Origin of the sequence: Paraburkholderia kirstenboschensis (assembly GCF_032806925.1) — a bacterium.
Taxonomy (GTDB): domain Bacteria; phylum Pseudomonadota; class Gammaproteobacteria; order Burkholderiales; family Burkholderiaceae; genus Paraburkholderia; species Paraburkholderia kirstenboschensis.
In genome coordinates, this window is the sequence record NZ_CP136512.1 from 2,974,740 (window position 1) to 2,994,611 (window position 19,872).

A 19,872-nucleotide genomic window follows, 5' to 3' on the forward strand; every position below is an offset into this window, starting at 1 on the left:
TCTAGTGCTATGCCGCGAGCGGCGACACTTCGAACACGCAATGGTCGTGGCCTTCCGCCGCGCATCGCGCTTCTTTCGATTGCGAAGGCGGACCCTTGCGTTGCGAATCGGGTGCCGTGTCGTTGACCCAGTCCATTGCGCCCGCGAACCAGCCGGCAAACATGTAGCAGAGTTTTCCGACCTTGCCCGGCTGCGCGAGTACGAACGACGAGTGATGCAGCTCGATACGTGCATGCGACGTGGAAGGATCGCTTTCCGTGATCGTGAAGATGCCCCAGCCGCGTTGCGAAAGCCGCTTCAGGTAGTGCTCGAACACGGCCATGCCGGCGATGCCGTGCTGCCTGGCTTCCTTGTCGCACCAGAAGTACGCGGACTTGTAGCCCGCCTTGTAGAGAATCTCGGCGTAGGTGTCTATGCCGAGCGCTTCTTCAACGGCGGTATGGTTGTTCGTGAAGAAATGGCGCGGCACGTACAGCATCGGCAGCGCGTCGGTGGTCCAGACGCCGGTGTTGGCATCGACGTCGATGGGCAGTTGGGGTTGCATGTGGAAGACTCCTTGTTTTATGGGGCGAATCTCAGGCTCTACGCGCGTGACGCTCAGACCTTCCACACTTCGCCGAATACCCGAACCCAGTTTTCACCCATGATCTTCTTGATGCGCGTCTCGCTCCAGCCCGCGCGCTCCATCGCGGCGGTCAGGTTCGGGAACTCGCCAATCGTGCGGATGCCTTCCGGATTCACGACCTTGCCGAAGTTCGTCAACTGGCGATAACGGCCCTTGTCGTGCGTGATCCAGTCGAAGAACTCCGTGCTGTAGCCTTGCGTGAAGTCCGTGCCGATGCCGACCTGATCTTCGCCGATCAGATTCACCACGTACTCGATTGCCTCGATATAGTCTTCGACGGTCGCGTCCGGACCGCGCTTCAGGAACGGCGCGAACATGGTCACGCCGACAAAACCGCCGGCGTCGGCGATCTCCTTCAGTTGTTCGTCGCTCTTGTTGCGCGGGTGCTCTTTGAGCCCCGACGGGCAGCAATGCGAATAGCACACCGGCTTTTTCGACGCCGCGATCGCTTCCGACGAAGTTTTTCCGCCGACATGGGAAAGATCGACCATGATGCCGACGCGATTCATCTCCTGGATCACTTCACGGCCATAACCCGACAGACCGCCGTCGCGCTCATAGCAACCGGTGCCGACCAGGTTCTGCGTGTTGTAGCAAAGCTGTACCACGTTCACACCGAGATCTTTGAATGCCTCGATATAGCCGAGGTTATCCTCGAATGCATGCGCGTTCTGAAAGCCGAAAATGATGCCCGTCTTGTTCTCCTTCTTCGCGCGGAAGATGTCGTCGGTCGTGCGCACGAGCGTGAGGATCTCGCCATACTCGCGGATCTGCTGCTTCATTTCGGCGATGTTATCGACCGTTTTCTGGAAGCTCTCCCACACCGACACCGTGCAGTTCACCGCGGTCACACCACCCTTGCGCATATCTTCGAACACCGAGCGCTCGAACTTGGAAATGTTCAGACCGTCGATGATGATGCTGTTTTCGTGCAGATTGCTCATCGTGTGCTCCAGGTGTTCTCAGTAGATGGGGAAGCGCTCGCACAGCGCGAAAATCTCGCGGCGCACGCGTTGTTCGGTGGCCGCATGGCCTTCGGGGTGGTCGCGCAGCGAATCGAGCACTTCGACGATCAACTGGCCCACGTCGCGGAACTCGTTCACGCCGAAGCCGCGCGTCGTGCCCGCCGGTGTGCCGAGGCGCACGCCCGAGGTGATCGTCGGCTTCTCCGTGTCGAAGGGAATGCCGTTCTTGTTGCACGTGATGCCTGCGCGCTCCAGCGCCTGCTCGACCTGATTGCCCTTGAGGCCCTTCGGCCGCAAATCGACCAGCAGCAGATGGTTGTCGGTGCCGCCCGTCACGAGATCCACGCCGCCCGCCTTCAGCACTTCGCCGAGTGCCTGTGCGTTGGCAAGCACGTTGTCGATGTAGGTCCTGAAGCCGGGCTGCAACGCCTCGCCGAACGCAACGGCCTTGCCCGCGATCACATGCATCAGCGGGCCGCCTTGCAAGCCTGGGAACACAGCGGAGTTGATCTTCTTCGCGATGTCTTCGTCATTCGTCAGCACAAAGCCGCCGCGCGGACCGCGCAACGTCTTGTGCGTGGTGGACGTCACTACATGCGCATGCTCGACGGGGTTTGCGTGACGTCCCGCCGCGATCACCCCGGCGATGTGCGCCATATCCACCATCAGCTTCGCACCGACGCTGTCGGCAATCGCGCGCAGCCGCTTGAAATCCAGCGCGCGCGGATACGCCGAGAAGCCAGCGATCAGCAGCGCGGGTTTATGCTGCTGCGCGAGGTCCTCGATCTGCTCGTAGTCGATCAGCAGCGTGTCGCGGCTGACGCCGTACTGCACCGCGTTGAACCACTTGCCCGACATGGCCGGCTTGGCGCCATGCGTGAGGTGCCCGCCCGCGTCGAGCGACATGCCGAGCACCGTGTCGCCTGGCTTCACCAGCGCGAGCATGACCGCACCGTTTGCCTGCGCGCCGGAATGCGGCTGCACGTTGGCGAATTTGGCGTTGAACAATTGCTTGATGCGTTCGAGCGCGAGGGTCTCGATTTCGTCGACGTATTCGCAGCCGCCGTAGTAACGCTTGCCCGGATAACCTTCCGCATATTTGTTGGTCAGCACCGAGCCTTGCGCTTCGAGCACCGCGCGCGACACGATGTTTTCCGACGCGATCAGTTCGACTTGCGACTGCTGGCGCTCGAGCTCTTTCAAAATAGCGCCGCGCACCGCCTGATCGCGCGCGGCGAGCGATTCTTCGAAGAAAGGATTCGGGTTCGACATGGAAGGTCCGTGGAATCGTTGACAGGAAGGCCCGGAAGCCGCGCTGAGGCTTAGCTTGTGCGGCGCTTGCGCCCTGCTGCTACCGGCTTGCATTGCGTCTATTCTTGACGCTTGCATCGCGCGTCAATTTATGAATTCAGACGCGTTCTTTGCCTTTTCCGCCATGAGCGACCTTTTTCGACAAGTCGCCCGGGCGAGTCTGCCAATGTCGTGACGGGCGCGTCGGTGAGTACCCTGGGTCAGGACGCTCGCGCGGGCATCGACACGTCGAACGATCGTTCGTTGCGCATGGAATCCAGCACTGCAGCTGAACGCAGTGCGCGGTTAAGGTGCGCGTTTTTAGCGTCGGTAGTGCCGCTGTGGTGCCGCTGTGGTGCCGTTGTGGTGCTGTTTTCCGAGCGTGCCGGGCATCGACGGTGACAACCAAGGGTTTAGCCTGATGGCATGGTAGTTGCGCTAGTCAGCAAAATTGCAGGAGTCGCCGCTGCCCACGGCGACGCGACACTATAGATTCCAAGGAATCACTCCTCACATGTCCACCGATCGCACGGCGTCACTGTCGCATTTCGCCTTCATGCCCGTTCCGAACTTCACGATGATCGCGTTCACCAACGCGATCGAAGTGCTGCGCATGGCGAACTACCTGACGGGACAGACGCTTTATCGCTGGTCGATCGTGAGTCCCGAGGGCGGACCGGTGGCGGCAAGCAATGGCTTGTCTGTCGATACGGGTCCCGTCGAATGCGTCGGCCAGCCGGATATCGTGTTCGTGATCGGCGGCATCGACGTGCAACACGCGACCACGCCGGCCCACTTGTCCGCATTGCGCCGCTTCGCCCGCATGGGCTGCGTACTCGGCAGCCTGTGCACGGGCACATATGCGCTCGCGCGTGCAGGGTTGCTCGCGGGCTACGCCTGTGCGATTCACTGGGAGAACATGTCGGCGCTCAAAGAAGAATTCCCCGATACGCGTTTTCTGAAAGAACTGTTCGTGATCGATCGCGACCGTGTGACATGCACAGGCGGTGTCGCGCCGCTCGACATGATGCTGAACCTGATCGCTCCGCGCGTCGGCACCGCGCGTGTGACGCAGATCGCCGAGCAGTTCATCGTCGAACATGTGCGCGATACGAGCGCGCAACAAAAAATGCCGCTGGTCGCGCGGCTCGGTTCGGCCAACAAGTCGCTGTTCGAAGTGATCTCGCTGATGGAGAACAACATTGAGGAACCGCTGTCACGCGAGGAACTGGCAAGACTCGCCGGCATGTCGCAACGGCAGTTGCAGCGCCTTTTCCGCGAGCATCTCGGGATGACGCCCACGCATTACTATCTGACGCTGCGTTTGCGGCGCGCGCGAGAACTGCTGTTGCAAACCGATATGTCGATCATGAACATCACAATGGCTTGCGGTTTTCAGTCCGCCTGCCACTTTTCGAAAAGCTATCGCGATGCATTCGGCACCGCGCCCACGCGCGAACGTCGCAAGCAATCTCCTTCGCTGTCTCCGTCACCGGTCATGGCGGCCTGAGCAGCAAGTACTCGCCAGCGTCAAATAAAAACGCGTTGAACGGAGATCCGTTCAACGCGTTTCTCTATTGGCAGCCTCTCATTTTTTTCTGCGATGCTCACGCCGCCTTCAGCAAGCCGTGCGGATCGATAACGAATTTGCGAGGTGCGCCGCCATCGAATTGACGGTAACCATCAGGCGCCTGATCGAGCGACACCACGGTCACGTTGACGATGTCGGCAATCGGCAAGCGGTCCCACAAAATCGCCTGCATGAGGTTGTGGTTGTATCTCATCACCGGTGTTTGGCCCGTATGGAACGAGTGCGACTTGGCCCAACCGAGCCCGAAGCGGATGCTCAAACTACCCTTGCGAGCGGCCGCGTCGACGGCACCCGGATCGTCGGTCACGTAGAGGCCCGGAATGCCGATCGCGCCTGCTGCGCGCGTGATTTCCATCAGCGAGTTCAGTACCGTGGCCGGCGCTTCCTCGTGCGAGCCGCTGCTTCCATGGCCGTGCGCCTCGAAGCCTACGCAGTCCACCGCGCAATCCACTTCCGGCTTGCCGAGAATCTGTTCGATCTGCTCGCCAAGCGTCGCGTCTTTCGACAGGTCGACAGTCTCGAAGCCCATCTTGCGCGCATGCGCGAGGCGCTCCTCGTTCATGTCGCCGACAATCGTGCAGGCCGCGCCCAGCAGACGCGCCGACGCGGCCGCCGCCATGCCGACCGGCCCCGCGCCTGCAATGTAGACGGTCGCACCCGGCTTCACGCCCGCCATGACTGCGCCGTGATAACCGGTCGGCAGAATGTCGGACAGACAGGTGAGGTCGCGGATCTTCGACATGGCCTGCGCGCGATCGGGGAATTTCAGCAGGTTGAAGTCGGCGTACGGCACCAGCACGTACTCGGCCTGTCCGCCGATCCAGCCGCCCATGTCCACATATCCGTAAGCGCCGCCCGCGCGTGACGGATTGACGTTCAGGCATACGCCCGTGTGCTGCGACTTGCAGGTCGGGCAGCGTCCGCAAGCCACGTTGAACGGTACCGAGACCAGATCGCCGATGCTCAGCGTCTCGACGTCGCGACCCACTTCGATCACCTCGCCGGTAATCTCGTGGCCGAGCACGAGGCCCACCTCCGCAGTCGTGCGGCCGCGCACCATGTGCTGGTCGGAGCCGCAGATATTCGTGCTGACCACCTTCAGGATCACGCCATGGCCGATCGCGCGGCCACGTGGATCGACCATCTTCGGATAGTCGATCGATTGCACTTCCACCTTGCCCTGCCCGAGATATACGACGCCGCGATTGCTGCTCATTGAATGTCTCCGTGTCTTGTGAGGGACGCGCGGCTTGTGCGCCACGCGCCGTTCAACGAGCGTAGCGCCCGCTGCAAGCAATCACCTGCATGGAACGCGACATGGGTTTGGCTGTAACCGACATTGCCGGAACCGCACGTTTTTATTAATTGACCGTTCAATATAAAAAAACTACCATGCGCCGACTGAACCTGCGGTAGAAGCAGCTCGCTGCGAGTCGTCCAATCTTCACACCATCACCATGCCCAAGCTCGGAATGCGCGAGATTCGCCGCGCCCAATTGATCGACGCCACGTTGCTCACCATCGACCAGACCGGTCTCGCGGGCGCCACGCTGGCATCGGTCGCCCAGCGCGCAAGCATTTCCACCGGCATCGTCAGCCACTATTTCGGCGACAAGGACGGCTTGCTCGAAGCCACCATGCGGCACGTGCTGCGCGATTTGTGGCAGGCCACGTCACGCCGGCGCCGCGCGGCAAAGGCCGACCCGCGTTCCAGGCTGCGAGCGGTGGTCGCCGCCAACTTCGATGCCGAGCAAACCAGCGCGCCCGTCATGAAGACGTGGCTCGCGTTCTGGTCCGAGAGCATGCACAAGCCGCAACTGCGCCGGCTGCAATACGTGAACACGCGGCGCCTGAACTCGAACCTGTGCGCCGATTTTGCGAAAGCGATGCCACGCGCTGCCGCGCGGCGGGCGGCGAGCGGGCTCGCTGCGCTGATCGACGGACTGTGGCTGCGCGGCGCGCTGTCGGGCGAACCGTTCGACACCAAAGCGGCGCTACGTGTGGCAAACGAATACATCGACCTGGTGCTGGCGTCGCGCGAATAAGCGTATATCTGCCACGCAGGAACCAGCGATATCTTTACAAAGGAGCAAGTCATGGCGGTATTCGCAACGCAACGTCTCTATATCGGCGGCGCCTATACGGACGCGACCGGCGGAGAAACTTTCGACACCGTCGATCCCGCCAACGGCGAAACACTCGCCACCGTCCAGCAGGCGAGTGCCGCGGACGTGGACCGCACCGTGCAATCCGCGCGTGACGGTCAGCGCGAGTGGGCCGCGCTCACGGGCATGCAACGTTCACGGATTCTGCGTCGCGCGGTCGACATTCTGCGCGAGCGTAACGACGAACTTGCCGCACTCGAAACGCGCGACACAGGCAAGCCGATCGCGGAAACGCAGGCCGTGGACATCGTCACCGGCGCGGACGTGATCGAGTACTACGCGGGCCTTGCGACCGCTATAGAAGGTCAGCAGATTCCGTTGCGGCCGTCGTCGTTCGTGTACACGCGACGCGAGCCGCTCGGCGTATGCGCGGGCATTGGCGCATGGAATTATCCGATTCAGATCGCGTGCTGGAAGTCGGCGCCCGCGCTCGCCGCGGGCAACGCGATGATCTTCAAGCCGAGCGAAGTCACGCCGCTGTCGGCTTTGAAACTCGCCGAGATTTACACCGAGGCCGGCGTGCCGGCAGGCGTGTTCAATGTCGTGCAAGGCGACGGCCGCGTGGGTGCGATGCTCGCCGCGCATCCGGACATCGAGAAAATCTCGTTCACGGGCGGAGTGGAAACCGGCAAGAAGGTGATGTCGATGGCGGGCGCGTCGTCGTTGAAAGAAGTGACGATGGAACTCGGCGGCAAATCTCCACTGCTCGTTTTCGACGACGCGAATCTGGAACGTGCCGCCGACATCGCAATGAGCGCCAACTTCTTCAGCTCGGGCCAGGTCTGCACGAACGGCACGCGCGTGTTCGTGCAACGCAGTGTGCTCGAACGCTTTGAAGCGTTGGTGCTGGAGCGTGTGAAGCGCATCCGCGTGGGTGCGCCTGGCGACGCCTCCACCAATTTCGGCCCGCTTGTTAGCGCCGCGCAATTGCGCAAGGTGCTCAGCTATATCGATAGCGGCGTGCAGGAAGGCGCCCGGCTGATCGCAGGCGGCAAGCGCCTCAGCGAAGGTCATTTCGGCCAGGGCCAATACGTCGAGCCAACTGTGTTCACCGGGTGCCATGACGACATGCGCATCGTGCGCGAGGAAATCTTCGGCCCGGTCATGAGCATTCTGGTATTCGACGACGAAGACGAAGCCATCGAGCGCGCGAACCGCACCGCCTATGGGCTCGCCGCCGGTGTCGTCACCGAAAGTCTGGCGCGCGCGCATCGCGTGATTCATCGGCTCGAAGCCGGCATTTGCTGGATCAACACATGGGGCGAGTCGCCCGCCGAAATGCCCGTGGGCGGCTACAAGCAATCGGGCGTGGGCCGCGAGAACGGCATCACTACGCTCGAGCACTACACGCGCATCAAGTCCGTGCAGGTCGAGCTCGGTCCGTATCAACCGGTATTTTGAGGAGCGCAGCCATGACTTCGAACGAATACGACTATATCGTCGTCGGCGCGGGTTCGGCGGGCAACGTGCTGGCGTCGCGTCTCACCGAAGACGCCGACGTTACGGTGCTGCTGCTCGAAGCAGGCGGCCCCGACTACCGCTTCGATTTCCGCACGCAGATGCCCGCCGCGCTCGCCTATCCGTTGCAAGGGCGCCGCTACAACTGGGCGTATGAGACGGACCCCGAGCCGCACATGAACAACCGTCGCATGGAGTGCGGCCGCGGCAAGGGACTTGGCGGGTCGTCGCTGATCAACGGCATGTGCTATATCCGCGGCAATGCGCTCGACTACGATGGTTGGGCCACGCGGCGCGGTCTGGAAAACTGGACCTATCTGGACTGCCTGCCCTATTTTCGCAAAGCCGAAACACGCGACGCGGGTCCGAACGCCTATCACGGCGGCGACGGTCCCGTGCACGTGACCACCAGCAAGCCCGGCAATAACCCGCTTTTCGCGGCGATGGTCGAGGCCGGCGTAGAGGCCGGCTTTCCGCGCACCGACGATCTGAACGGCTATCAGCAAGAAGGCTTTGGTCCGATGGATCGCACGGTCACGCCCAACGGCCGGCGCGCGAGCACCGCGCGCGGCTATCTGGATCGCGCCAAGGGGCGTGCGAACCTGACTATCGTCACGCATGCGCTGAGCGATCGCGTGCTGTTCTCCGGCAAACGCGCGGTTGGCGTCGCGTATCTGCACAACGGCGCGACGGTTAATGCCCACGCGCGCCGCGAAGTACTGGTATGCAGCGGCGCGATCGCATCGCCGCAATTGTTGCAACGCTCCGGGGTGGGCCGCTCCACGTGGCTGGGTGAACTCGACATACCCGTTGTTCACGATCTGCCGGGCGTCGGCGAAAACTTGCAGGACCATCTGGAGATGTACATCCAGTACGAGTGCAAGGAGCCCGTCTCGCTCTACCCTGCGCTGCAATGGTGGAACCAGCCGGCCATCGGACTCGAATGGATGCTCAACGGCACGGGCATCGGCGCGAGCAATCAGTTTGAAGCAGGCGGCTTTATCCGTACACGCGACGACGATTTGTGGCCCAACATCCAGTATCACTTTCTGCCGGTTGCGATCAATTACAACGGCTCGAATGCGATCAAAATGCATGGCTTCCAGGCGCACGTCGGCTCGATGCGTTCGCCGAGCCGCGGCCGCGTGAAGCTCACCTCGCGCGATCCCGCCGCACACCCGAGCATTCTCTTCAACTACATGGCCGATCCGCTTGACTGGCGCGAGTTCCGCGACGGCATCCGCATTACGCGCGAGATCTTGCGGCAGCCGGCGCTGGCTCGTTATCGTGGACGCGAGCTGAATCCGGGCGCCGAGTTGACCACCGACTCGCAACTCGACACCTTCGTGAGGGCGCGGGCCGAGACAGCGTTTCATCCTTCGTGCTCGTGCAAGATGGGTTACGACGACATGGCCGTGGTGGACAACGAGGGCCGCGTGCACGGTATGGAAGCGCTGCGCGTGGTCGATGCGTCGATCATGCCACTCATCACCACGGGCAATCTGAACGCGCCGACCATCATGCTGGCCGAAAAGATCGCGGACCGCATTCGTGGGCGCGAGCCGTTGGCGCACGTGGACACACCTTACTTCGTTGCGAATGGCGCGCCTGCCAGGAAGCGCGAACGAGCGACCCTCTGACTTCCGGATTTCGGTGTCTGCCCAGGCGGGGAACTCTCCCCGCCCATAACTTTTTCTTGACCCTCTCGCAAGTTATCCTCGATTGTCAGCGCTCCGCGAAAGCCGGATAGTGCTGCGTCAGCACACCCGTCGATAACAATTCAAGGAAACGCTGGATATGAAGCTAAAAGCCGTGTGCATGATGGCGACCGCCGTCTTCGCGCTGAGCGCGATCGCACCGACAAGCCATGCAGCCAACGACACCGAAGGCGCGATCAAAACTGTAGTGGACTCGGCAATCGAGCCGCTGATGGCGAAATACCATGTGCCGGGCATGGCGGTCGGGGTGATCGCGAACGGCAAAACGTATGTGTTCGACTACGGCGTGGCGTCGCTCCAGACAGGCAAGCCTGTCACGCAACGCACGCTGTTCGAAATCGGTTCTGTCAGCAAGACGTTTACCGCGACGCTCGCCGCCTATGCGCAACTCGACGGTCAACTGAAGCTGTCGGACGAGACGGAGAAATATTTGCCGTCATTGCAAGGCAGCGCGTTCGGCAAGGTGAGCCTTCTGAACCTGGGCACGCACACGCCCGGCGGCCTACCGCTTCAGGTGCCCGACGATATTCACGACAACGCGCAGTTATTGCAGTACTTCAACGCATGGAAGCCCGCCTACGCGCCCGGCACTTACCGCACGTATGCGAATCCCGGCATTGGCACGCTTGGTCTGATTACCGCGAAAAGCATGGGCCAGGACTTTGCGTCGCTGATCGAGCGGCACATGTTTCCCGCGCTCGGCATGACGAGCAGCTATATCGACGTTCCCGCGGCGAAAATGCGCGACTACGCGCAGGGCTACACCAGGGACGGCGCACCGGTCCGCATGAAAGGCGGCGTTCTCGCCGACGAAGCGTATGGCGTAAGAACCACCGCCGCCGACATGGTCCGTTTCGTTCAGGCGAACATGAACCTGATCGACGTGAACAACAAGCTTCAGCACGCGATTACGGCCACGCACACTGGCTACTTCAAGGCCGGCGTGCTGACACAAGACCTGATATGGGAGCAATACGCGTATCCTGTCGCGCTCTCCACCTTGCATGAAGGCAACGCGCCCGCCATGGCGGTCACTCCGACACCGGCCGCTGTGATCGATCCGCCGCTGCCGCCGCAGCAGAATGTGTGGATCAACAAGACCGGTTCGACGAATGGTTTCGGCACATACGTCGCCTTCGTTCCGCAGAAACGCGTGGGCGTCGTGTTGCTCGCCAACAGGAACTTCCCCATCGAGGAGCGTGTAAGCGCGGCGTATCGGATCATGTCGGCACTCGCCGCGAGCGCACCGTAGGCCGGAGAGGAGCGATCGCGCCAACGGTGCAGCAGACAGGCAACCGCTGCACCGTGGCGAACGCATCTACTCGCGCGCCGGACTGAGCACACCATGCGCGTCGCTCTCCACTGCTTCCGACACGAGCGTCTCAAGCGCGAGTCCACGTGTTTCGATGCCGAGTATCCACACGGCCGCTGCCGCTACCACGAAGCACATCGCGCCGAGCGAGAACACGCCGCCCTGGCCGAACACCGGCAACACGACGCCGACCACATACGGCCCGATCAGCGAGCCGACGCGGCCAATCGCCGAGGCGAAGCCCGAACCCGTGGCGCGCGCACCGGTGCCGTAGAGTTCCGGCGTATAGGTGTAAAGCACCGCCCACATTGCAAACAGAAAGAACTGCATCGCAAGGCCCGCGCAGATCAGCAACGTGGGCGTTTGCGCGTGGAGCGCGGTTTGCCCGTACACATAGGCCATTACCGCGCTGCCCGCGAGCGACGCGATACAGGTCGGCTTGCGTCCCCAGCGTTCAACGAGCCAGGCCGCGCAGATAAAGCCCGGAATACCGCCGAGAGAGATCAGCACTGTATACAACACCGACTTCGTCACCGCGAAGCCGGCCTGTTGCATCAGCGCGCCGAGCCATGACGTCAGACCGTAAAAGCCGAGCAACGCGAAGAACCACAACGTCCACACCATGATCGTGCGACGCCGGTAAGCCGCGCTCCATATCTCGCGAAATGCGCCGGCGCCTTTGGCCGCCACCGGCTCGGCGAGCATGACCGGCGCGCGCAATTGGCTCAGCCCCGTGGACTTCATGACTTTTGCTTCGATGTCGGCGAGGACTGTGTCTGCATCGCCGAGACGTCCGCGATGTTCGAGCCAACGCGGCGATTCCGGCACGATGCGTCGCACGACGAGCACGAACACGGCGGGAATCGCGAGCAACGCGAACTCCGTGCGCCAGCCGAAGGTCGGCAGCACGAAGTACGACACCACGCCTGCAGTGATGAAGCCAAGCGGCCAGAAGCCGTCCATCAGCGCAATCAGACGGCCGCGCGAAGAAGCCGGAACGAATTCCGACAAGAGCGTTTGCGCAATCGGGAACTCCATGCCCATGCCGAAGCCCAGCAGCACGCGATAGAAGATCAGCGCTTCGACACTCTGTGCGGTCGAGCACAGATAGGAAGCGAGACCCCACAGCACCATGCTCCATTGAAACACCGGTCGGCGCCCAAAGCGATCGGCGAGCAAGCCGGCTACCGCCGCACCGCCCACCATGCCGAAGAAGCTCGCACTCGCGACGAGGCCAGCGGTCGCGGTCGACAAACCGAACTCTGTCTTGATCGAACCGAGTACGAAGGTCATCGTGCCCAGGTCGACCGAATCGAAGAAGAACGCAATCGCGATAATGATGAAGATGGTCCGGTGATAACCGGAGAACGGCAGCCGTTCGAGTCGCGCGGCGGCGCTCGCGCGAGACTGAGAAGCGGTAGGCATAGCATCCCCTGAAGATTGCGGCGCGGCCGCGAGTGATGTTCCGATCAGCACATTCAGTAGACGCCGACATAAATCGGCTACATAGAAGAAATACGTCATCGGGATGGAACGGGGGCGTCGTTCAGGAGTGTCGCGCGCTGATACGTTTGCGTTGTCGCGGATGGCGAGCGTGACCGGCGAGGCGTTGTGTTAAGTTAGTTTCCTTGGGCACCGACCTGGCAACGACTTGAGAACCGCATTCCCCAAACCAGTGGCATCCACGAGGTTCGCACCACCGCGTATTGGTTCGAAGACCATACGGCGCACCGATCTCCTGACGCAACTCCAGCGCGCGCCGCACGCTACGCTCGCGCTCGTTACGGCCAGCGCTGGCTATGGCAAGACCACCCTGCTCGCCCAATGGCGCGAGACCTGCGTAAAGGCGGGCGCGGAAGTCGCATGGTTATCGCTCAGTGCCGACGAGAACAGCTACACCGGGTTCTGCTCCGCATTATTCATGGCCATGCAGCGCGTGGGGCTGCGCGCCGGGCCGGATCTGTTGTTCGAGGATGCAAGCCCTGCCGGCGCGGACGCTCTGGTGGCGTTGCTGGTGGATGGCGTGCTCGATCTGGCCAAAGAAATCTACGTCTTCATTGACGACTATCATTTTGTCGATGCAGCGCTCGTACACCGGTTCATGCAGAAGCTCCTCGACCAGGCGCCGGGCACACTCCACCTGGTGATCGCATCGCGCAGCGCGCCGCCGTTCGCGCTGAGCCGGCTGCGAATGATGAATCAGTTCGCGGAACTGGATAGCGCGTCTTTGCCGTTCGTCATGGCCGAAACCCGAATCTTCGTCGAAGAGAACCTGGGAAAGGACAAGCTGCCCGCTGACGATCTACGTCTGATTCACGATGTCACGGGCGGCTGGCCGTCTTGCGTGCAGCTTATCGTCGTCATGCTGAAGAACCGACCGCAATCGCTCGGCACGCTGCGCGATCTCGCCTGGCGTCATGGCGATCTGCAGACCTACCTGAGCGAAGAGGTCATGGCGAATCTGCCTCCCGGACTTGTGGCGTTCGCCGAGGCGTTGTCACTGTTTCGCCGCTTCAGCGCGCCGCTCGCAAGGCACGTCACGCGCAATCCGAACGCAGGTGATCTGCTAAAGCGCATGGAGGACGAAAACCTGCTGATCAGCCGGATCGATTCGGATGAGCGCCTTGCCTGGTATCGCTTTCACCCTTTGTTGGGCGAGTTTCTTGCTGCACGGCTCACCTCAGCCGATCCAGCCGGCGCACTGGCCTTGCATCTGTGCGCAAGCAACTGGTTCGCCGATCACGGCTATCTCGCCGAGGCGTTGCGCCACGCCAGTGTGGGCGGTGACCACGAGTTCGCAGCCGAGGTCATCGAGCGCGCGGAGCCCGTGACATGGAGCCTCGAATACCTCAGTCCGATGCTGCATCTTCTGGAGCGTCTTCCGGAAGCAACGCTTGTACGGCACCGACGTCTACTCTTTATTGCCTGTCTGACGATAGCGCTAACCACCCGCACCGCCAAGGCGACGGAATGGCTCGCGCACCTGGAGTCCGGCGGCATGTCCGAAGACGCCGAACTCACGAATTGCATTCCGTTGATCTACGCAGCCATTGCGTTCCAGAACGACGACACGCCGCGGATGCTTGAACTGCTCGAGCCACTCCGCGATATGGTCATCCAGAACCCGTTTCTGCGCTATCTGCTGGTCGCGGAATTGTGCGTCGCCTATGCGGCCTGCGGGCGATACGCGGACGCACGACGCCAACTCGATTTGCGCGCCGTATCGCCTGCGGACCGGGATAACGACATGGCGCTCGTCGTCGAATCCGCCCGTGTTGCCGCGTTGCTTGGCGAGGGCGACGTGCGCGAGGCCGAGCGTCTCGGCACGCCGCTGCTTGCACGCTCGGTCAATGCCGCCGGACGTCATTCGATCGGCGCGAACATTTGCGCGAGCGTGCTGGTCGATGCTTATTACGAACTCGACCGCATCGACGACGCACGCGAGACCATCGCAAATCGCCCCGGCCTGCTGCGAGCATCGGGGCCCGATATCACGATACGCGCATCGCTTTGCCGCGCACGGCTCGACCTGCTGCAGGTGAGCGCCGATGTCGCGCTGGCGTTTCTCGAACAGCAGACCGCCCATCTGCGGAACCTTCAGCAGTCCCGCGCCGTCGCCCACATGCTGGCGGAACAGATTCGGATACTGCTGCTGAAGAACAACAGCGCTCGCGCCGCCGAACTCGGCGCGTTGCTCGACGAGCTTGCCCAAGCTCACTACACGGATCAAGGCGTCAAGGCGGAAATTCCGGCCGTTGCCGCGCTCACGCGGGCCCGCGTGCTGCGCGCGACGCAGCCCGAGTCGGCGCTCGACGCGTTGCTTTTCGTACGGGAGCGCGCAAAGGCTTTAGGGCGCGGCCGGTTGCACGCGCTCGCCAACCTTTTATCGGTAACCCTTCTGGTGGAACTCGGGCGGACCGAAGAGGCGAAACCGGTTCTCGCTGAAGCTGTCGAAGCGGGTGCCCGCTTAGGGCTCGTGCGCACCTTCATTGACGAAGGAACCGCCGCTGCCGCTCTCTTCGAGCGTGTACTCGCAGAGAAATGGCTCGACGGGGCGCAGTCGAACTACGTGGCCGCTTTGCTGGAGCGGTTCTCGGACATTCGCACCATAGACAATCAGCCGGCGGCCAAGCGTCGCGGCAACAGCGACCGGGCGCAGCCCACGTTGACCCAGCGTGAACTGGAAATACTCGCACTGGTCGCGCACGCGATGTCGAACAAACGGATTGCACTTGCGCTTAACATCACGCTCGAAACCGTTAAGTGGAATCTACGCAATGTCTTCGCAAAGCTCGGTGTTTCCAGCCGCTACGACGCGATGCTGTGGGCACGCAAGAACGGCTTCATCGAGTAAAGCCGACGCCTTCGAGGCACTAGAGCCGGCTATTGCGGAAAGAGGCGCATGATCGACTCCGCGATGCATGCGGGCTTACCCACCCCCTCGCATTCGACGGTCATCTCGAACTTGACCTGAGCGCCTCCATTGCTGATCGGCTCGAAGCCGATCAGGCGGAAATGCGCGCGCAGGCGGCTGCCCACCGGCACCGGCGCAATGAAGCGCACCTTGTCGAGGCCATAGTTCAGGCCGCTGCGCACATCGGCGATACTGAACGCTGTCGCGAGAAACGCGGGCAGCAGGCTGAGTGTCAGAAAGCCATGCGCGATCGTGTTACCGAACGGGCCATCTTTCGCGCGCTCCACATCCACGTGAATCCATTGATGGTCGCCAGTCGCATCAGCGAACCGGTCCACACGCGCCTGGTCGATCAGCAGCCAGTCGCTCGTGCCGATCGCCTCGCCCAACATAGCGTGGAGATCCGCAATCTTTTCAAACTCTGTCATTCCGTGTGTCTCCGTGAACCAGGGTTCGCTGCAAGTATTGCGCGCATCGTGCGTCATGCGTGTCGCCGCCGCCGAGTAGCGCTTCGGCAACGGTCGCGCGTTTGTAGTAGTGGCCAACCTGGTACTCCTCGGTCATGCCGATGCCGCCATGCAACTGGATCGCCTGGCCGCACACATACTTCGCGGCCGCGCTCGTGAGCGACGCCGTCTGCGAAACGACGTAGTCGCATTGCTCCGCTGTATCGTTCGCGATCGACGCGAGCAGCGCGTACAACATCGAGCGCGCCACTTCGAGCTCGGCTGCCATGTCGGCGAGGCGATGCTGCAAGGCCTGAAAGCTGCCAAGCGGCACGCCGAACTGCTTGCGAACCTTGAAATAATCCGCGGTCATGGCGATGGCCTGCTCCATTCCGCCAACCAGTTCGGCGCACAGCGTAGCGGTGCCGTGCGCGAGCGCATGCTGTACGGCGGGCAGGCCCTGACCGTGCTCGCCCAGAACCGCCGCGCGCGTCACGGCTACGCCGTCCAATGTGAGTTCGGCGGCCCGGCTGCCGTCGTGAAGCGGCAGCACGTGGCGCTGCAGTCCGGGCATGTTCGCATCGACCACAAACAGCGTGAGGCCGTCGGCGTCCGGTGTCACCGCCGACACGATGAACGTGTGCGCCTCGGCGCCTCCCGGCACGAGCGTTTTGTTGCCGAATAACCGGTAGCCCTCGCCCGACCGCTCGGCGCGCGCTTCGACCGACGCCACGTTGCCGCTTGCCTGCCCCTCGCCATGGGCGAGCGCAACTTTCCGCGTGCCGTCGGCGACAAGCGGCAACAGATGCTCGCGTTGCGCGTGCGTGCCGGCCGCGACGATGGTCTGCGCGCCCAGCACCGCGCAGCCCATGTAGGGCTCGACAACCAGCGCGCGGCCGAATTCCTGTGCTATCAAGACCGTCTCGATCACCGTGCCGTCGGAGCCGCCATAAGCTTCCGGTAGTGCCGCCGCGAGCCAGCCGTTGTCGGCAAATGCACGCCAGTGCGACTCGCTGCAAGCCAAGCCGGCCGCAAGCGCCGCGTTGCGTGCCTCGAAGCTATAGTCCCGCGCGACGAAGCGGCGCACGCTGTCCTGCAGCATCTGCTGCTCTGAGTTGAGATTGAAATTCATGACCGGTTGCGCTCTCAGAGTTGAAACAGCGTTTTGGCGATGATGCCGCGCTGAACCTCGCTTGCGCCGCCGTAGATGGTTGACGCACGGCGGAAGAACATCTCCGTGGCAATGCCGCGACCGATGTTCTCGCGCGGCAACGGAGCGCCGCCGGTCGTATCGTGCGGCTCTGCATAAGCCACTGCGCCATCGCCGCCGAGCGCTTCCACGAGGTGCCCGGTGATCTTCTGCTGCAGCTCTGTACCGCGCACCTTGAGCATCGAACCGAGCGCGTGCGCAGCGGGGCTGTGGTCCTGCTCCATTGCCGCGACGCGCTGCACCATCATGACGATGGCGTCGACCTCCGCTTCGAGGCGCGCGAGCTTCAATGCAAATCCGCGATCGTCGATCAGGCGCCGCCCTTCGACACGCTGGCTCACCGCCAGCGCTCTCAGCCGGCTCACGCACTTGCGCAGAAGCGGCAAGTCCGCAGCCCCCGCATGTTCGTTGTTCAGCAGGAATTTGGTGATCTTCCAGCCGTCGCCCTCTGCGCCCACGAGATTGCCCACAGGCACATGCACGTTGTCGAAAAAGACCTCATTCAGATGATGACAGCCGTCGATACTGCGAATCGGCCGCACCGTAATGCCCGGCGTCTTCATGTCGGCGAGCAGAAAGCTGATGCCGGCCTGCTTCCTGACCGTGCTGTCCGTGCGCACGAGCAGAAAGATCCAGTCCGCTTCGTGTGCATAGCTCGTCCAGATCTTCTGACCGTTCACGACGTAGTGACCGCCACTGTGCTCCGCGCTCGTATGCAGCGACGCGAGATCCGAACCTGCACCCGGCTCCGAAAAGCCCTGGCACCAAAGACGCTCGCCGCTCAGGATGCGTGTCACGTGCTCGTCCCTCTGCCCCTGCGACGCGAACGCGTTGAGCGCGGGACCCAACAGCTTCTGCGCAAGGAAGTCTTGCGTCGGAGCGCCGGCGGCGGCGCATTCTTCGTCGAATGCGAGGCGCTGTAACACCGTCCAACCCGTGCCGCCATGTTCACGCGCCCAATACGGGCCGCCCCATCCGCGCGCGTTCAGGATGCCTTGCCAGCGCTTGATGCGCTCGCGTACCGAGCGCACCTCGCCTATCGCATTGCCGCGAAGCTCGGCGGGCAGATGCTCACGCAGGAACGCCCGCACTTCCTCGCGAAACGCGTCCTGCCCTGGGTCCGACTGGAAGTCCATCGACGTCTCCGGGTTAGATGCGGTACATCGTGACGACACACGCACCGCCGAGCCCGACGTTATGTTGCAACGCGACGCGGGCGCCCTCGACCTGGCGCTTGTCGGCGTCGCCGCGCAGTTGCTTGACGAGCTCCGTACATTGCGCGAGGCCGGTAGCGCCGATCGGATGTCCTTTTGACAACAGGCCACCGGACGGATTGACGACATAGCGGCCACCGTAGGTGTTGTCGCCGTCGTCGATGAATTTCGCGGCTTCTCCCTCCGGGCACAGGCCCAGTGCTTCGTACATGATGAGTTCGTTGTGCGCGAAACAGTCGTGCAGTTCGACTACGTCGACGTCTTCCGCGCCGACGCCAGCCGCTTCATACACCTTCTCAGCGGCCTCTTTTGCAAGACCGTAACCAGCCACGTATCGCAGATCGTCGCCTTCGAGTGCGATCGGGCGATCCGTGGTCAATGCCTGGGCGGCGATCCACACGCGGGAGTCCAGCTTATGCTTCTGTGCGTATTCTTCGCTGCACAACACCGCCGCCGCCGCGCCGCAGGTCGGCGGACAAGCCATCAGACGGGTCATCACGCCAGGCCACATTACCTTGTCGGCAAGCACATCTTCGGGGCTGAGAACCTGGCGAAATACCGCGAGCGGATTGTTGGACGCATGGCGGCTCGCCTTCGCGCGAATTTTCGCAAACGATTCGAGCGGCGTGCCGAAGCGCTTCATGTGCTCCATGCCCGCTCCGCCAAAGATACGCAGCGCCGGCGGCACTTCGGGCGGCACGCCCAGACGGTCGCACTGATCGAAGAACAGGTCGAGCGGCAGCGGGCGGTCGGTGAAACAGCTGTTCAGCGCGCCGGCGTTCATCTGCTCGAAGCCGACGACGAGCACGACGTCCAGCGCGCCGGACTCGATCGCCTGGCGAGCGAGGTAGAGCCCCGTTGACCCCGTCGAGCAATTGTTGTTGACGTTGATGATGGGCAGGCCCGTCATGCCAACGTGATACAGCGCGCGCTGGCCCGCGGTCGAATCGCCATAGACGAAACCTGCATACGCCTGCTGGATCGCCTCGTATGCGACGCCTGCGTCGTCGAGCGCGAGCCGTGCCGCGGCCGCGCCCATCAGATCGTAGGTCTCGCTGGCGCCGGGTTTGGTGAAGGGAACCATTCCCACTCCGGCCACTACCACTTTGCGCGTCATAACTGCTCCTGTTTCGTTTCGCATTGTTTGCGCCACATTGGCGAACTGATGACGATTGATGATAGGGGCCGTGCGCCGGTGGACGCCCCTTCCTTTTTTAGGGGTCGAGAACGCCGCCAACTTGCGCATAGGCGAACTTTATTGAACGCTCATACCGCGCTTACGCCGCCACCCGCGGCGAGTATTTCTTCCAGTTCGTCGACTTTGCGGGCCGACAACATGACGCGCGCGCCCTGCTCGCCGAGCGCTTCGGCGATCTGCAGGCCGAGCCCGCGGGAACCGCCCGTAACGAGAGCCGTCTTGCCGTTTAGATCGAAGGTTGCCGTGCAGTACACGCATGCTCATCT

Annotated in this window: 15 protein-coding genes and 1 pseudogene; 6 read left to right on the plus strand and 10 right to left on the minus strand. The window is 62.4% G+C overall.

Features of this window, described 5'->3' with window-relative positions:
• Nucleotides 1-7: 7 nt before the first annotated feature.
• Genes RW095_RS22315 through RW095_RS22325 form a run of 3 tightly spaced genes read right to left on the minus strand, consistent with a single transcriptional unit; the run spans nucleotide 8 to nucleotide 2,862 of the window.
• The gene (locus tag RW095_RS22315) at nucleotides 8-544 is read right to left on the minus strand and encodes a DUF5943 domain-containing protein (protein ID WP_317018415.1); all 537 of its coding nucleotides are present in this window, start codon (nucleotides 542-544) and stop codon (nucleotides 8-10) included.
• A gap of 53 nt (nucleotides 545-597) precedes the next feature.
• The gene (locus tag RW095_RS22320; RefSeq protein ID WP_317018416.1) at nucleotides 598-1,569 is read right to left on the minus strand and encodes a dipeptidase; all 972 of its coding nucleotides are present in this window, start codon (nucleotides 1,567-1,569) and stop codon (nucleotides 598-600) included.
• Nucleotides 1,570-1,587: 18 nt separating this feature from the next.
• Nucleotides 1,588-2,862, minus strand: coding sequence for a serine hydroxymethyltransferase (locus RW095_RS22325; RefSeq protein WP_317018418.1), 1,275 nt, complete (start codon nucleotides 2,860-2,862; stop codon nucleotides 1,588-1,590).
• 532 nt (nucleotides 2,863-3,394) lie between these two features.
• Here RW095_RS22325 and RW095_RS22330 point away from each other — a divergent pair.
• Nucleotides 3,395-4,390: a GlxA family transcriptional regulator gene (locus RW095_RS22330; RefSeq protein WP_317018419.1), complete on the plus strand. Its 996-nt coding sequence runs from the start codon at nucleotides 3,395-3,397 to the stop codon at nucleotides 4,388-4,390.
• Between the two features lie 97 nt (nucleotides 4,391-4,487).
• On the opposite strand, the gene fdhA is transcribed toward RW095_RS22330, so the two are convergent.
• Nucleotides 4,488-5,687, minus strand: coding sequence for a formaldehyde dehydrogenase, glutathione-independent (gene fdhA / locus RW095_RS22335; RefSeq protein ID WP_317018420.1), 1,200 nt, complete (start codon nucleotides 5,685-5,687; stop codon nucleotides 4,488-4,490).
• A 241-nt stretch (nucleotides 5,688-5,928) separates the two neighbouring features.
• Between fdhA and betI the strand changes: the two genes are divergently transcribed.
• The 4 genes from betI (at nucleotide 5,929) to ampC (ending at nucleotide 11,064) form a co-directional block, all read left to right on the plus strand.
• Complete coding sequence (betI, locus tag RW095_RS22340) at nucleotides 5,929-6,516, plus strand: transcriptional regulator BetI (RefSeq protein WP_317018421.1); 588 nt, start codon at nucleotides 5,929-5,931, stop codon at nucleotides 6,514-6,516.
• A 51-nt stretch (nucleotides 6,517-6,567) separates the two neighbouring features.
• On the plus strand, nucleotides 6,568-8,037 hold the full coding sequence (gene betB, locus RW095_RS22345) for a betaine-aldehyde dehydrogenase (RefSeq protein WP_317018423.1): 1,470 nt from the start codon (nucleotides 6,568-6,570) through the stop codon (nucleotides 8,035-8,037).
• An 11-nt stretch (nucleotides 8,038-8,048) separates the two neighbouring features.
• Nucleotides 8,049-9,734, plus strand: a complete 1,686-nt coding sequence (gene betA / locus RW095_RS22350; RefSeq protein WP_317018425.1) for a choline dehydrogenase — start codon at nucleotides 8,049-8,051, stop codon at nucleotides 9,732-9,734.
• 157 nt (nucleotides 9,735-9,891) lie between these two features.
• Entirely contained in the window at nucleotides 9,892-11,064 is a 1,173-nt protein-coding gene (gene ampC / locus RW095_RS22355) for a class C beta-lactamase (RefSeq protein ID WP_317018426.1), read from the plus strand.
• A 66-nt stretch (nucleotides 11,065-11,130) separates the two neighbouring features.
• On the opposite strand, the gene RW095_RS22360 is transcribed toward ampC, so the two are convergent.
• The gene (locus RW095_RS22360) at nucleotides 11,131-12,549 is read right to left on the minus strand and encodes an MFS transporter (protein WP_317018427.1); all 1,419 of its coding nucleotides are present in this window, start codon (nucleotides 12,547-12,549) and stop codon (nucleotides 11,131-11,133) included.
• Between the two features lie 250 nt (nucleotides 12,550-12,799).
• Here RW095_RS22360 and RW095_RS22365 point away from each other — a divergent pair, with 250 nt between their 5' ends.
• On the plus strand, nucleotides 12,800-15,478 hold the full coding sequence (locus RW095_RS22365; protein WP_317018429.1) for a LuxR C-terminal-related transcriptional regulator: 2,679 nt from the start codon (nucleotides 12,800-12,802) through the stop codon (nucleotides 15,476-15,478).
• A 29-nt stretch (nucleotides 15,479-15,507) separates the two neighbouring features.
• On the opposite strand, the gene RW095_RS22370 is transcribed toward RW095_RS22365, so the two are convergent.
• The 5 genes and pseudogenes from RW095_RS22370 to RW095_RS22390 all read right to left on the minus strand — a co-directional run.
• Complete coding sequence (locus tag RW095_RS22370; RefSeq protein ID WP_317018430.1) at nucleotides 15,508-15,966, minus strand: MaoC family dehydratase; 459 nt, start codon at nucleotides 15,964-15,966, stop codon at nucleotides 15,508-15,510.
• Complete coding sequence (locus tag RW095_RS22375) at nucleotides 15,953-17,116, minus strand: acyl-CoA dehydrogenase family protein (RefSeq protein ID WP_317018431.1); 1,164 nt, start codon at nucleotides 17,114-17,116, stop codon at nucleotides 15,953-15,955. The genes RW095_RS22370 and RW095_RS22375 overlap by 14 nt, the downstream gene beginning before the upstream one ends.
• Nucleotides 17,117-17,130: 14 nt before the next feature.
• Entirely contained in the window at nucleotides 17,131-18,330 is a 1,200-nt protein-coding gene (locus RW095_RS22380) for an acyl-CoA dehydrogenase family protein (RefSeq protein WP_317018433.1), read from the minus strand.
• Between the two features lie 13 nt (nucleotides 18,331-18,343).
• Complete coding sequence (locus RW095_RS22385) at nucleotides 18,344-19,525, minus strand: lipid-transfer protein (protein ID WP_317018434.1); 1,182 nt, start codon at nucleotides 19,523-19,525, stop codon at nucleotides 18,344-18,346.
• A gap of 188 nt (nucleotides 19,526-19,713) precedes the next feature.
• Nucleotides 19,714-19,860 (minus strand): annotated as a pseudogene (locus RW095_RS22390) (SDR family NAD(P)-dependent oxidoreductase); the annotation flags it as partial.
• Nucleotides 19,861-19,872 lie beyond the last annotated feature (12 nt).

Excerpts from the sequence above, each read along its gene's own strand:
- RW095_RS22380 (WP_317018433.1), bottom strand. The coding sequence starts at position 18,330 with ATGGACTTCCAGTCGGACCCAGGGCAGGACGCGTTTCGCGAGGAAGTG.
- RW095_RS22315 (WP_317018415.1), bottom strand. The coding sequence starts at position 544 with ATGCAACCCCAACTGCCCATCGACGTCGATGCCAACACCGGCGTCTGG.
- RW095_RS22375 (WP_317018431.1), bottom strand. The coding sequence starts at position 17,116 with ATGAATTTCAATCTCAACTCAGAGCAGCAGATGCTGCAGGACAGCGTG.
- RW095_RS22385 (WP_317018434.1), bottom strand. The coding sequence starts at position 19,525 with ATGACGCGCAAAGTGGTAGTGGCCGGAGTGGGAATGGTTCCCTTCACC.
- fdhA (WP_317018420.1), bottom strand. The coding sequence starts at position 5,687 with ATGAGCAGCAATCGCGGCGTCGTATATCTCGGGCAGGGCAAGGTGGAA.
- betA (WP_317018425.1), top strand. The coding sequence starts at position 8,049 with ATGACTTCGAACGAATACGACTATATCGTCGTCGGCGCGGGTTCGGCG.
- RW095_RS22360 (WP_317018427.1), bottom strand. The coding sequence starts at position 12,549 with ATGCCTACCGCTTCTCAGTCTCGCGCGAGCGCCGCCGCGCGACTCGAA.
- betB (WP_317018423.1), top strand. The coding sequence starts at position 6,568 with ATGGCGGTATTCGCAACGCAACGTCTCTATATCGGCGGCGCCTATACG.
- ampC (WP_317018426.1), top strand. The coding sequence starts at position 9,892 with ATGAAGCTAAAAGCCGTGTGCATGATGGCGACCGCCGTCTTCGCGCTG.
- RW095_RS22325 (WP_317018418.1), bottom strand. The coding sequence starts at position 2,862 with ATGTCGAACCCGAATCCTTTCTTCGAAGAATCGCTCGCCGCGCGCGAT.
- RW095_RS22370 (WP_317018430.1), bottom strand. The coding sequence starts at position 15,966 with ATGACAGAGTTTGAAAAGATTGCGGATCTCCACGCTATGTTGGGCGAG.
- RW095_RS22330 (WP_317018419.1), top strand. The coding sequence starts at position 3,395 with ATGTCCACCGATCGCACGGCGTCACTGTCGCATTTCGCCTTCATGCCC.
- RW095_RS22320 (WP_317018416.1), bottom strand. The coding sequence starts at position 1,569 with ATGAGCAATCTGCACGAAAACAGCATCATCATCGACGGTCTGAACATT.
- betI (WP_317018421.1), top strand. The coding sequence starts at position 5,929 with ATGCCCAAGCTCGGAATGCGCGAGATTCGCCGCGCCCAATTGATCGAC.